12 protein-coding genes are annotated in these 13,350 nt (G+C 36.9%); 1 reads left to right on the forward strand and 11 read right to left on the reverse strand.

Translation table 11 applies throughout. From position 1 onward, the window contains the following. Positions 1–4: 4 nt before the first annotated feature. From FW768_RS08860 to FW768_RS08895, 8 genes are all read right to left on the reverse strand, one after another. Positions 5–451 carry a thioredoxin family protein gene (locus FW768_RS08860; RefSeq protein WP_153394614.1) on the reverse strand — a complete coding sequence of 149 codons (447 nt, stop codon included), beginning with the start codon at positions 449–451 and terminating at the stop codon, positions 5–7. Positions 452–521: 70 nt separating this feature from the next. Further along, on the reverse strand, positions 522–911 hold the full coding sequence (locus tag FW768_RS08865) for a hypothetical protein (protein ID WP_100375373.1): 390 nt from the start codon (positions 909–911) through the stop codon (positions 522–524). 41 nt (positions 912–952) lie between these two features. Beyond that, on the reverse strand, positions 953–3,460 hold the full coding sequence (locus tag FW768_RS08870) for a cation-translocating P-type ATPase (protein ID WP_153394616.1): 2,508 nt from the start codon (positions 3,458–3,460) through the stop codon (positions 953–955). Positions 3,461–3,548: 88 nt separating this feature from the next. Beyond that, on the reverse strand, positions 3,549–4,013 hold the full coding sequence (locus FW768_RS08875; RefSeq protein ID WP_153394618.1) for a heme-binding domain-containing protein: 465 nt from the start codon (positions 4,011–4,013) through the stop codon (positions 3,549–3,551). A 28-nt stretch (positions 4,014–4,041) separates the two neighbouring features. Beyond that, complete coding sequence (locus tag FW768_RS08880) at positions 4,042–5,196, reverse strand: efflux RND transporter periplasmic adaptor subunit (RefSeq protein ID WP_153394621.1); 1,155 nt, start codon at positions 5,194–5,196, stop codon at positions 4,042–4,044. 2 nt (positions 5,197–5,198) lie between these two features. Beyond that, positions 5,199–9,542, reverse strand: coding sequence for a CusA/CzcA family heavy metal efflux RND transporter (locus tag FW768_RS08885; RefSeq protein ID WP_153394623.1), 4,344 nt, complete (start codon positions 9,540–9,542; stop codon positions 5,199–5,201). 133 nt (positions 9,543–9,675) lie between these two features. Then, positions 9,676–10,062 carry a hypothetical protein gene (locus tag FW768_RS08890; protein ID WP_185151955.1) on the reverse strand — a complete coding sequence of 129 codons (387 nt, stop codon included), beginning with the start codon at positions 10,060–10,062 and terminating at the stop codon, positions 9,676–9,678. 67 nt (positions 10,063–10,129) lie between these two features. After that, a complete protein-coding gene (locus tag FW768_RS08895; RefSeq protein WP_153394627.1) occupies positions 10,130–10,516 on the reverse strand; it encodes a hypothetical protein in 387 nt (128 codons plus the stop codon). Positions 10,517–10,609: 93 nt separating this feature from the next. On the opposite strand from FW768_RS08895, the gene FW768_RS08900 reads away from it, so the two are divergent. Then, positions 10,610–10,930, forward strand: coding sequence for a cyclic nucleotide-binding domain-containing protein (locus tag FW768_RS08900; protein ID WP_153394629.1), 321 nt, complete (start codon positions 10,610–10,612; stop codon positions 10,928–10,930). 169 nt (positions 10,931–11,099) lie between these two features. On the opposite strand, the gene FW768_RS08905 is transcribed toward FW768_RS08900, so the two are convergent. The 3 genes from FW768_RS08905 to FW768_RS08915 form a co-directional block, all read right to left on the reverse strand. Next, complete coding sequence (locus FW768_RS08905) at positions 11,100–11,942, reverse strand: SDR family oxidoreductase (protein ID WP_196782924.1); 843 nt, start codon at positions 11,940–11,942, stop codon at positions 11,100–11,102. Next, positions 11,881–12,306: a YybH family protein gene (locus FW768_RS08910; protein ID WP_050009546.1), complete on the reverse strand. Its 426-nt coding sequence runs from the start codon at positions 12,304–12,306 to the stop codon at positions 11,881–11,883. Before FW768_RS08910 ends, FW768_RS08905 begins: the two co-directional genes overlap by 62 nt. Positions 12,307–12,418: 112 nt before the next feature. Continuing rightward, positions 12,419–13,312: an AraC family transcriptional regulator gene (locus FW768_RS08915; RefSeq protein ID WP_153394633.1), complete on the reverse strand. Its 894-nt coding sequence runs from the start codon at positions 13,310–13,312 to the stop codon at positions 12,419–12,421. Positions 13,313–13,350: the final 38 nt, after the last annotated feature.

The following is a 13,350-nucleotide window of genomic DNA, read 5'->3' on the forward strand; positions in this document are numbered from 1 at the left end:
GATCTTATTTATTTTGGTTTTCTTTAATATCCCGTACTTCTTTAATGAAAGCTAAAGCATTTTCAGATGGAAGTCCCTCCCAGCTTTTCAAAACCTTTCCCTCTGAATTCAATAAAAGGGTGTAAGGAAAAAGTCCTTTCGGATTATATTGATCAGCAAGCGATGCATTTTCTTTTTTCAATTCCGGAGAAAGCTGATTCTTTTTGTTTCTTGGAAAATCTGCATTGATGTAAACAGCGATATTTTCTGTTTCCAGCTTTTTAAATTCATCGGTTTCAATGATATTTTTATGAAGTTTGATGCATGGAATACACCAATCTGAACCTGAAAAGTTCAGTAAAATAAGTTCTTTATTTTGGGACGCCAGTTTTTTGGCACTTTCCAAACGACTCTGTGCGTGAATGCCAACAGCGAATACAACCATTAATATGGCTGAAAATAGTGTTTTCATTATTTAATTTTTATAATGATTTTAGAGAATAATGATGTTGCTTGATTGTAGATCAATCAAATTAAATAGATTATATAGACAAAGATTTCGGTGGTTCCCAGACCGATCCTGTAAATCCTTTGTAACAAAAATCTTCATCTTTTGAAGGAATTTTATGAGATTGTAATGGTCTGAAACTTTCAGCTTTTGCTTCAAAATAAAAGCCTGGGTGAATCGTGAATATCAAAGTTAATGGTGCAGAATGAATTACAAACGGCAGTTTCTGATCTTTACCATAATCTCCATCTTTAACAGGATTTTCATAATGGGTTTTCAGAAACGCTGTAAGAGACATTTCCGGATTCAACTTTTTATGTTCCCAATAATGTTCTATCAAAGTCGGAATTTTCAACAGCTGATATACTTCAGTTGTTGAAATTAAATACAGTGACAATAACAGTATGGAAATCAATTTTTTCACAAATCAAAATTATAAAATATTTTATTAAGAATGATTATTTTTTATTTCCTTTCCAAAAGCCTTTTTAGAAGCTTATAGATCTCAAACCAAAGCACAGAAACTGCAGCAGTAAGGAATGTTAATCCTAATTCTTTTACTGTAAGAGGCGCTACACTAAAGAATCCTGATACCGGCTTCACATATAGAATAACAAACAATAATACAAGAACCAACGCGGAAATCCCTGCTAATAAATAATTGCGATTTTTAAAACTTTCAAAAATACTGTAATGGAAAGATCGATTTACCAAACTCAGTAAAATATTCGCAAATATTAAAGTACTGAACACCCAAGCTCTTGTTGTAGGCTCATCATTCCCCAGGTGGACAGAATGTTGATATATCCATAGTATTCCTGCTGTGATAACCAATCCCTGAATAATACTTACCATAAGCTCTCCCCAGTTCAGAAATGTATCTGTAAGCACTCTTGGAGGCCTTTGCATTGCATCTTTTTCAATAGGCTCATTTTCATATACAATAGAACAGGTAGGTCCCATTACCAATTCAAGAAAAATAACGTGAACCGGGGTAAATATGTGAGGGAATACCCATCCCAGGAATAAAGGCAAAGAAACTGTAAGGATAATGGGAATATGAATAGAAATAATATATTGAACAGCTTTTTTGATATTGGCATAAATTCTCCTTCCCGCAGCAATTCCTACTACCAGCTTTTCAAGATCATCATTCGTAATGACGAGTGCTGCTGCTGATTTGGCAATTTCGGTTCCTTTATTTCCCATTGCGACTCCTATATGGGCCGCTTTTAATGCAGGTCCGTCGTTCACTCCATCTCCCAACATGGCCACTACGTTACCCTGTGCTTTCAGCGCATTCACCACTTCAAGCTTTGCTTCAGGAAACATTCTTGTAAACAGAGTCGTTTTTTCAGAAAGCTTCATTAAATCCTCTTCTGAACTTGCGGTGACGTCACTCCCATTAACTGCAGGAGCATTATTGATAATCCCGGCCTGCAATGCAATAGCCTTTGTGGTATCCGCATTATCCCCCGTAATTACCTTTACCTTAATCCCTGCATTATAAATATGCTGAAGCACTTCTTTTATTTCTTTTTTAGGAGGGTCATAAAATGCTGTCAGTCCTAAAAATTCAAAACTAAAATCCTGCTGGTTTTCAGGGAAATTATTTCCTTCGAAATGAGATTTGGCAACTCCAAGAACCCTATATCCCTGTTCACCAAACTCTTTTACGATATTTCTGATTTTATTTTTTTCATCTTCTGAAAGCTCAGAAACAGTAAGGATTGCTTCAGGAGCACCTTTTGCCGCAATAATTCTCTCTTTTTGTTCATTTTCAAAAAGATGGGTCATCATAGGAGGTTTTCCTTCCAACGGATATTCATGAAATAACTGATAATTTTTTCTGTCGTCAGAATCCTGAGTCTGCTCATAAATCTTATGTAAGGTTATTTCCATCGGATCAAACGGAACTGGCTCACTGCTCCACATCGCATAATCAATAAGTTCATCAAGCTCTTTTGTCTTGAAATTCTCTTGTTCATAAATCGTATCAGACTTATAATCATAAAGATGCTTTAGCTGCATTGAGTTTTCGGTAATTGTTCCCGTTTTATCCGTACATATCACTGTAACACTTCCCAACGTTTCAACAATACTGCTTCGTTTGATAATAATTCCTTCCCGCATCAGCTTCCAGGCTCCCAAAGCCATAAAGGTGGTAAAAGCTACAGGAATTTCCTCAGGAAGTACAGACATTGCCAAAGTCAAACCACTTAATAAGCTGGTCACAAAGTCTTCTGTTTTAATATAGCTGAAAACACATACCGCCATAAAGATCATCAATCCAATAATCGCCATACCTTTTACAAAATTCCGGATCTGGAGCTGTAAAGGAGATATTTCTTCCTTTATCCCCAGTATAGACTGCCCTATTTTTCCTACTTTGGTTTCTTTTCCTATTTGCTCTACCTCAAAAACTGCAAGTCCGGAAACAGTAATTGTTCCGCTATATACTTTATTATCTTCTGATTTGCTGTCTTTAAAAACAGAGAAGCTCTCCCCTGTAAGTGAAGACTGATTAACGGAAAAATCATTGCTATGTACAATAGTACCATCTGCATTGATCAGATTTCCTTCTTCGGTAATACAGAGATCTCCCACAGCAATTTCAAAAGTGGGTATTTTAATAATCTTTGAATTTCTTATGACCGTACTTAAAGGCTCGTTCAATTTTTCAAGTTCTTCCAGGGCCTTTTTACTTCGGCTATCCTGATAGAAAGAGATAGCCGTAACTCCTATTATCGCAACCAACATAAATAAAGCCTCACCATAGTCACCTATGATTACATAGATAAGTGAAACACATATCAATAAAATAAGCATGGGTTCTTTCAGAATATCAATAAGCATATCTGCCCATGTTTCTTTTTTAACCGCTTCCAGCCGGTTATATCCGTATTTTTTTCGGGAAGCTTCCACTTCCGCTTCTGTAAGACCTTTGAGATTTTCAGGGATATTGTAATTCATGTGAAATGGATGTAGTATTAAAATTACTGAATGTTTTTGTCATAACAGAATAATATTGATGATTTTAATTATTAGATGATTTTAATTATTAATTGATCTCCTTTTTAACCTGAATCACCCATTTTTCTATTTCCGATTTATCCGTAGAAGATAATTTTGCATTATGATGGATTATTGTATACGAACTAAGTGGCATTTCTCCCTCTTTAACGGTTTCGACAATTTCATCTAATTTCTTCAATTTTTTTTCTTTAGTATAGGTATTAAATTCATCAAAATTCAAATGCCTCTTCCCTGAATTGACGTGATCTGCCAACCACCATTTTACCGGCTGTATATTACTATACCAGGGATATGCCGTATTATTAGAATGACAATCGTAACAGCTTGTTTTTAATAAGCCCTGTACGTGGGATGACACCTGATAATGTTTTTCAATTGCATTTTCAGAAGGAGTGGCTGATATATTCTTATCAGTATCAAAAAATTGGATAACGATGAGAAACAGAACTATAAAGCCTGCTCCTATTTTTATTAAAGATGATGTTTTCATAATTTGTATTTATCTATAAGTTCTTTTATTATTCATCTGCAGTGTTCTTAAGTTTCATAAGAAGGGTATAAGCATTCTTGGTGACAATTTTCTTATTTTTAAAATCATCGGTATTAAGTATCTGTATGAACCCGTTCTCTGTTTCACCCAATGTTACAGGTGTCAGGCGGTAGGTACGTGTTTTCTCTTCCACAAAAACAAAGCTTTTTCCTTCAAAATTGACAATGCTTTCTTCAGGAACCGCATTGGAAAAAGAGGTACTTGTTTCTATTTCTGCATTCATATACATTCCCGGTACAAGGCTCTGGTCATATTTTTCAAAATGACAGTGTACTTCAGCCATACCTCCCGGGTTAACATCCTTACTGATCAGAATAATCTCTCCGTAATATTTCTTATCAGGAGCTGCATTCGTGTAGGCCGTAAACCGTTGTCCCATTTTGAGGTTTCCAAGATCTTTTTCATATACTTTAAGGTTAAGATGTATATCATCCGGATTGATGAGTTCAAAAAGGACATCCGAAGGATTTACATATTTTCCGATATTCACATTTACTTTACTCACAAACCCATTGATGCTGCTGTAAACCGGAACGCTTTTTTTAATATTCCCGGAATTCAGCGATGCTGGGTTAATATTGATAAGGCGGAGCTGCTGTGCCAGGGAGTTCATCAGGATTTTCTGGCTGTTCATTTCAGACTGGGCTTGTTGCATAACTTTATCACTGGTAGCCTGACTTTGATTAAGGGTTTTCTGACGGTTGTAGTCCAGTTCGGCAAAATGCATTTTAGACCTTGCCATTAAATAATCCTGCTGAAGCTGGATAAACTGCGGGTTTTCAATAACGGCAATCACCTGTCCTTTTGAAACCGGCTTTCCTGGCAACAGACTGCTGGATTTGAGATATCCGCCCAGTGGAATACTTACTGAAACCAGGTTTTGCGGAGGAACATCAATCATTCCATTAAGCTTTAAAAGCGAAGATATCTTCTGTAAAGAAAGGGTTGTAGTTGCTATAGGAGCATTTTTTAATTGGGCTTCAGTAAGCGTTACTACGTTTTCATCTTTGGAAGAGACTGCTGCTGGTACCGGCTCCGTTTTTCCATGGTCTTTACACTCATAAAACATGAGCAGTCCTATTATTGGCAGAGAATATGATATGATTTTAAATTTACGTTTCATTATTATGGGTTTAAAGTAAGATATTCCAATTCTATAGCACTCTGATTCAGTTTCCAGACTGCATCGGTATAACTGTTTTTTAAGGTGACTGCCTGGTTGACCAATATTACAAATTCGAGGTAGTTGATCTCTCCGGCAAGAAACTGTTTTTTAGCTGTTTCAGTGATAACATCAGCGTTTTTAAGTTCTGCGCTTTCATAGCGGGAAACAATGTCAAGATTAGCCTGATAAATCCCGGATGCTTTTTTACGCTGATTCTGCAGGTTGAATTCCATATTGGAAATATCATTTTCAGCAACAGATTCTGCAATTTTAGCAGCCTGAATTCTGGCTTTCTGTCCGCCTGAAAAAACAGGAACCGAAACACCCAGCTGTACGGAATGAAATTGTGGTGCAGAGCCGTACACTTTGTCATCCGCACCCGTTCCTTTAAAACTGTTAAGATTGTAAGCAAGCTGCAACCCCGGAAGCAGCTTAGCTTTTTCAAGAGCTGTCTGCTGTTCGGAAACTTTTTTCTGCTGCTGCAATACCTGGATTACAGGATGTGAATTAAGCTCTTCTTTAAGTCCTCCGCTAAATAACTTTTTATCTTCAGGAACAAAATCTGTTTCAGTATTCAAAAGCCATTGCAGCTGATATTTCAAAACTGAAAGCTCCTGATTCAATTGCTTCAGCTGGATTTCAATAGCAGATTTCTGGTTGGAAGCAGTTGTTTTTTCTAAAATATTACTTTCTCCTGCTTTCAGACGAATGCTTGCTTTATCCAGAAAGTCGGTATACAGCTTTAATGTTTCCTGCAGAAGCTTTTCTTTTTCTTTCCAGTAGAGAATATTATAAAAAGTAAGGCTTACGGCTTTCTTTAGCTCATATTCTTTAAGGGAAACATTCAGCAGAGACTTTTTCCATTCTTCCGTATAAAGATTCTTTTGTTTTTTATATACAGTAGGAAATGCTATATTCTGAGAAATACCGAATTTCATATCTGTCAGGGCACTGTTGATTTGGCCATAATCCATCGTAACTCCTGTCTGAGGAATATCTGATGATGATCTGATAAGTTCCTTTGAATACTCAGATTTTAATTTTTCATTTTTAATAATCCGGTTATTTTTCAAAGCTACATCAACGGCTTCCTCCAAAGTAACAGGGGTTTGGGATTTTACTTCAAGTCCAATAAAACAGAATAAAAATACCAATACGGAAGCTATATTTCTGTTTTTCATTTTTTTCATTTTGATTCCTTTTTCAATATTTACATAAAGCAATGGTAAAACAAACAGAGTAAGGAAAGTTGCCACTATTAATCCTCCGATAACAACTGTAGCCAGTGGCCGCTGTACTTCGGCTCCGGCCCCGTTACTCAATGCCATCGGGATAAAGCCCAGCGAAGCAACAAAGGCAGTCATAAGGACCGGGCGGAGACGTGATTCTCCTCCGTCAATAACAATTCTTACAATATTTCTCATTCCGCTTTTGTAAAGACGGTTAAACTCAGATATTAAAACAATTCCGTTCAGTACAGCTACTCCGAAAAGCGCAATAAATCCTACTCCGGCACTGATACTGAAAGGCATTCCTCTCAGAGCCAGAAAAAATACTCCTCCAATGATGGAAAGAGGAATTGCAGTATAAATAAGTAAGCTTTCCTTTACAGATTTAAATGCAAAAAACAGCATTACAAAAATAAGTGCAAGTGCAATAGGAACCGCAATCATGAGGCGCTGTTTGGCATTGTTGAGGTTCTCAAAAGATCCTCCATAGGTCATATAGTAACCCGTAGGGAGCTTCATTTTCTGATCTACTTTTCCCTGCAGCTCTTCAACAATGCTTTGTACATCCCTGTCCTTTATATTAAAACCTACAACAATTCTTCTTTGGGCATTTTCTCTCTGAATCTGGTTGGGACCATTCTTCACTTCCACTTTGGCAAGCTGAGACAGCGGAATCTGATTTCCAAAAGGTGTGGGAACCAAAAGATTCTTAATATCGGTAACATTTTTCCGGTCTTTGGTATCCAGGCGTACTACCATATCGAAGCGTTTTTCACCTTCAAACACCAGCCCTGTACTTTGTCCGGCAAATGCCGTATTGACAATTCTGTTAATATCTGCAACAGATAGGTGGTACTGGGCAATTAAAGGGCGGTTGTATTCTATAATTACTTGAGGCATCCCGGAAATAGGTTCGATGTAAAGATTCTGTGTTCCTTCAACAGTTTCTATAATTTCACCAAGTTTCTGAGCATTCTGGGCAAGAACATCCAGATCATCACCAAAAATTTTCACTACTACATCCTGTCTTGCTCCGGTCATCAATTCATTAAAACGCATCTGCACAGGATATTGAAAGCTGGCTGTAATTCCGGGTACTTCCTGAAGCTGTTTCCCCATTTTATCCGCTAATTCGGGAAAAGTAGAGGCAGAGGTCCATTCTTTTTTATCTTTCAGGATAACCATCATATCCGAAGCATCCATCGGCATTGGGTCTGTAGGCACTTCCCCGCTTCCGATCTTTGTAACGACCTTCTGCACCTCAGGAAATCGGGATTTGAGAATGTGTGCCGCTTTTTGGGTACTCTCAATTGTTGTGGTCAAATTACTTCCCGGAAGCACTCTTGTGTCTACGGCAAAATCTCCTTCTTCAAGGGAAGGAATAAATTCACCTCCCATTTTGGATAAAATGAAAACGGCTGTTATAAATAAGACTGCCACTACCCCAAAAACTATTTTAGGTACTCTGAGAAGTTTGAGCAAAACTGCAAGATAGATCTTCTCTACCTTTTTCATCATTCTGTCTGATAAAGTAGGTTTATTGCTTCTTTTTCTCAGCAATACCGCACTCATCATCGGAATATAGGTCAATGAAAGTAAAAATGCTCCAAGCAGTGCAAAAGCTACGGTCTGTGCCATGGGTTTGAACATTTTCCCTTCAATTCCCTGCAGGGTAAGAATTGGCAGATAAACAATCAGAATAATAATCTGTCCAAAAACAGCACTGTTCATCATCTTTCCGGCAGAATCAGTAACTAAAGCATCCATTTCTGTTTTGCCCACAGAAAATACTCTTTTGAATTTTGAATTATGGGTAAACTGATGCAGAACAGATTCCACAATAATAACTGCCCCATCAATAATAAGCCCGAAATCCAAAGCCCCAAGGCTCATAAGGTTCCCGCTGACTCCAAAAAGGTTCATCATGCAGATCGCAAACAGCATAGCCAGTGGAATTACTGAGGCTACCAAAAGCCCGGCGCGGACATTTCCTAAAAACAGGACCAGTACAAAGACTACGATCAGGGCTCCTTCAGTAAGGTTCTTTTCTACCGTTCCAATAGCATTATTTACCATTTTGGTACGATCCAGAAAGGGTTCTATGACAACTCCTTTAGGAAGTGTTTTCTGAATCTGGGTAATTTTTTCTTTTACATTTTTTATAACCTGATTACTGTTTTCACCTTTAAGCATCATCACCACAGCTCCTGAAACTTCTCCCTGGTCATTAAAGGTCATGGCTCCATAACGGGTGGCAAAACCTGGTTTCACTTCAGCAATATCTCTTATGAACAGAGGAACAGTATTTGTTTTTGTTGCAATAGAAATATTGTTGATTTCTTCAATACTTCCTACCAAGCCTTCACTTCTGATGTATAAAACGGTAGGCCCTTTTTCAATATAGGCACCTCCGGTATTCTGATTATTTGCCTGTAACGCATCAAATATATCATTGATCGTTATTCCATAGGCATTAAGCTTGTCTGGATTTACGGCAATCTCATACTGTTTCAGCTTACCGCCAAAACTGCTGACTTCCGCTACTCCCTTTACTCCCAGCAGCTGTCTTCTTACAACCCAATCCTGGATAGTACGAAGCTCTGTGATATTGTATTTTTTTTCATATCCCTTTTCAGGTCTTACGACATATTGGAAAATTTCGCCAAGTCCTGTAGAAATGGGACCAAGCTGGGGATTTCCTATTCCCTGTGGGATAACAGCCTGTACCTGCTGGAGCCTTTCAGCAACCTGCTGCCTGGCCCAGTAGATATCAACATCATCTTCAAAGACAATGGTGACCAGCGATAGTCCAAATCTGGAAAAGCTCCTGATTTCCTTTAATCCTGAAATATTATTGTTGGCCTGTTCTATAGGAAAAGTAACAAGCCGTTCTATATCTGTTGCACCAAAAGACGGGGCCATTGTAATAATCTGTACCTGATTATTAGTGATATCCGGAACAGCATCTATAGGCAGTTTGGTGACCTGATAGGAGCCTATTCCGATAAGACCCAGCATCAACAATGCAATAATGAGTTTATTCTTTACAGAAAACTCAATGATTTTTGTAAGCATAATGATTGATTATCTTAATTATTGTAATGAAATTCTGGTATCCTAAAACGTAACCCCAAGTATCTACATTTCATGTAAACACCTATAAGGAAACAGAATACCTTCCCAATCAAAAAATGACTGAGAAAACAGATTAAGATTGACAGAATCTTGGCGGCTGCCAGATAGAATTGAGGATTTCTTTATTGTAAAGAGCACTCTTATAAAAGACCTTTTTGATCTCGATAGGGCTAAATACTTTCCCTATACAATGAAAATCTAAGGAAGGATTAATAGTGAAAACCACAGATAACAGGTTTGCATGTGAAACAAAAGGCAATTTCTGGTCCTGATCGTGGTCACTGTCTTTCACAGGATGATCATAATGAGTCTTCAGAAATGCAGTAAGTGACATTTCAGGACTCAGATTTTTATGCTGAATATAATGCTCAATAAGAAGCGGCATTTTCAAAAGCTGATACAGTTCGGTTGTAGAAACCAAATAGAATGATAATAACAATATGGAAATCAGCTTTTTCACAATATCAAAATTATGAAATATTTCATTAAGAATGATTTTAAATAAAAGAATGAGAAATTGTTTCGGCTTATATTAACTTATAAACTGCATTCTTATTGAGATCGGTACCATTGATCTTATTGACATAAAGAGCTTTGTGAAAATTAGAAATGGCGGCTTGATAATTTTTCTTTTTCTTAAAATAAAGTCCAATGACTGAGTAATTAATCATCATAGACTGATCGTCCAGAAAATTTTTAGCTTTTAACCGCATCGATGCCATCGCATAACGATAAGCCGAATCTACATCCAGCTGAGAATAGATATTGCTGAGATTGGAATAGTTTAAATATTGAAATCTCTTTTGCTCTTCAGTATTCTTAATCTCGCTTCCACTCTGTACTTCTTCAAATACCTTTTTGGCAGCATTTCTGGGTTCGTTTTTGTCTAAGTAAATGTTGGCAAAACTGCTCAAGACGTTTGCCTTTGCATAAAATATTTTCTCACTTTTCGGATTTTCCTTTTGCAGCAGGTCATATGCGGAACTTAAATAACTTATTGCTTTATCATGAAACCTACTATTTATAACATTGAAGCTTATGAAGACACCGAAATACTGATGATTTCGCAAGAAGGCATTAAAGAAATGACAAAAGTTACTGCTTTCAATGAATTGACAAAACGACTGGACATGAACCACGGAATTGCAATGCAAAACCGCGTTAACAATGCAATTAGCCTGCCTGCAGTTGAGCGTTACAATAATCTATTTAAAACTCATCCTGCATGCATCGTATCTGGGAATTACAAAAGAAACTTTGAGCCGTATCCGAAAACAAAAATAATTTTCAAAATCTTAATTAAACCATTTCCTGATTTCCAAAGGTGAAACTTTGCTTTTGACTTAAAAACTCAAAACAATTCTTCAAGCTTAATCAAAGTTTCCTAGAAAATATTTTCCATAAAGTTCAGCTTACCATTTTAATTAAAAATGCAGACCAACTAGATCTGCATTTAAATTTTAGAATTATCGAAAGCTAAAGTATATACTTAAAGGTTTAGCTTTTAAATGTTTCAAGTGCCCAATCCTCAAAAAGTACCTGACCAGCGGAGTACTGACCAGCGGGGACTAAAAGTGAAGTAGGAACAACAAAATGCATATACTTATTTTCATTGTCTATAATCACTTTTTTATCCTGACCGGTAATTTGAATATACTCAGAGACAAAAGCCTCCATTTTGCCTCGTCTTGGTCCTGCAATTTCAATGGTGTTATTTTTAGGTTCTTCCAAAGAAAATTGTACTATGAACTCGGCAACATCATCAAGTGCAATTGGTTGATAGTCTAAGTTCGAAACAAAAACTTTATCCCCTTCTCCCTGAACTTGGATGATGGCTTCCACATGTTCGTGAAATTGTGTTGACCTAATTATAGTGTAAGGTATACCTGAGTTTTTAATAGTATCCTCTTGAAGTTTTTTTGCTCTAAGATAACCGATTTCCAATGCATCATCTGTTCCTACAATTGATAGAACGATATGATGCTTAACACTAGCATTCAATTCTGCTTTGACAAGATTTTTTCCCGCAGTCTCAAAAAATTGAAGTGCATTTTCTCCTTCGGGAGAAGATGAATTTGATAGATCGATTACTATTTCAGTTCCGGTCAATGCTTTCTGAAGCCCTTCACTAGTAAGGATATTTACACCTTGTGATGACGAACCAATTACTACTTTATGACCAAGTTTTTCCAATTTGTTAGTTACAAGCCTCCCTGTTAGACCTGTACCCCCTACTACTAAAATTTTCATATCTGATTTATTTAATATTGTAAAGTTTTTAAAATAAGCTACGCACTTGAACACCAAAGGGATTTTCAAACCAATATCTCCAATATCCATCGGTTCCTCTTTTAGCATAATCATTAGATGTTCCTCGCATACATATTTTTTCACCATTATTCGCAATACCTGCTATATTCCAGTCCAAGATTAGTGATGCTAGATTACCATCTACATAAACATTCCTTGTTGTAATTTTGATTGGCAATCCGAATTTAAAGAAGCAGTCCAATTCTCGCGCAATCTCCAATCTTCCTCTCCGAGGCTCACCGTTATCATTAATAAAGATTGCATCTTCCTCATAGAAACGAAGCATAGTCTCCGTATGGAAAGAATTCATATGAGCAAGAAAAGAGTCGACTATTCCCTCGGGAGTTTTTGACAATGAGAATAATGAGCTTTCAACAAAATTCTGTCCAATCATAAGACTTAAATTTTCTTTAGAAGTAATTTTTTTGTCTTACAAAATTGAGCAATTGGCATATGCAACGCCACTCACAAATTAAGGTAAAAGGTGGACAAAATAAGGAACAATCTTAATGATCTAAGGTTTGGTCTGAGTTTTCAGCGTATTTCTTCCGATATTCACTTGGCGAGCAACCTGCTTTTTTACTAAACAGCCTGATGAAATATTTGGTATCTTGATATCCTAGCTGATAGGAAATTTCCTTGATGCTTATTTCCGTATAGTAGAGCAATCTTTGCGCTTCATTCATCACTTCCTTTTGTATATGTTCGGAAGCGGATAAACCGGTTACTTTTTTTACTGTATCGCTTAGATGTCCAACAGTTATATTAAGCATTTCTGCAAATTCAGATGGACGCTTTATACTCCGGAAATGTGATTTTACAAGATTCCTGAATTCCTTCGTGAGACTGATAGAACGTAGACTGATACTTTCGGAATTAATGAATGATTGGCGTTTGTAGCATAAAACTGCCTGTTCAATAAAAGCTGAAAGCAATGGTTCTTCAACTTGCCTGTAAGCGCTATCGTTCAGATCTTGTAATTTCATCATTGAATCAAAGATTGTTCTAAACCAATCACGCTCATTATTGGAGAGAGCGATAATCAAGGTTCCCTCTAACAAATTATCCAAACTGGTTTGTGCCGTTCTACCGATATGACGGCTTTCAAAAGACAAATAACAACCGGTTGCGCTAAGAGTCTCTAGAATCTGATGAACTTGTCCAGGAGGAGAGATAAAAAGTGTCCCCACCGGCATTGTTAAATGCTTAAAATCAAATACAACTTCAAGCTGATCAGCTTCAATTAGCATGCAAGTATAATGGTCGTGCCTGTGGGGTGAAAGTGCTTTTATAATACCTGGTGTAGATCCGTTCCAAATACCAACAGCAATCCCACTGCTGTAATCCATTCTATTTAATGTAATTGAATCGTTTTTAGGCATAACAATTTCTTTGTACAACTAATTTAGTTTTTCTTTATTTAATAGTGTGTATTATT

The sequence above is a fragment of the Chryseobacterium vaccae genome (genome assembly GCF_009602705.1).
Classification (GTDB): domain Bacteria; phylum Bacteroidota; class Bacteroidia; order Flavobacteriales; family Weeksellaceae; genus Chryseobacterium; species Chryseobacterium vaccae.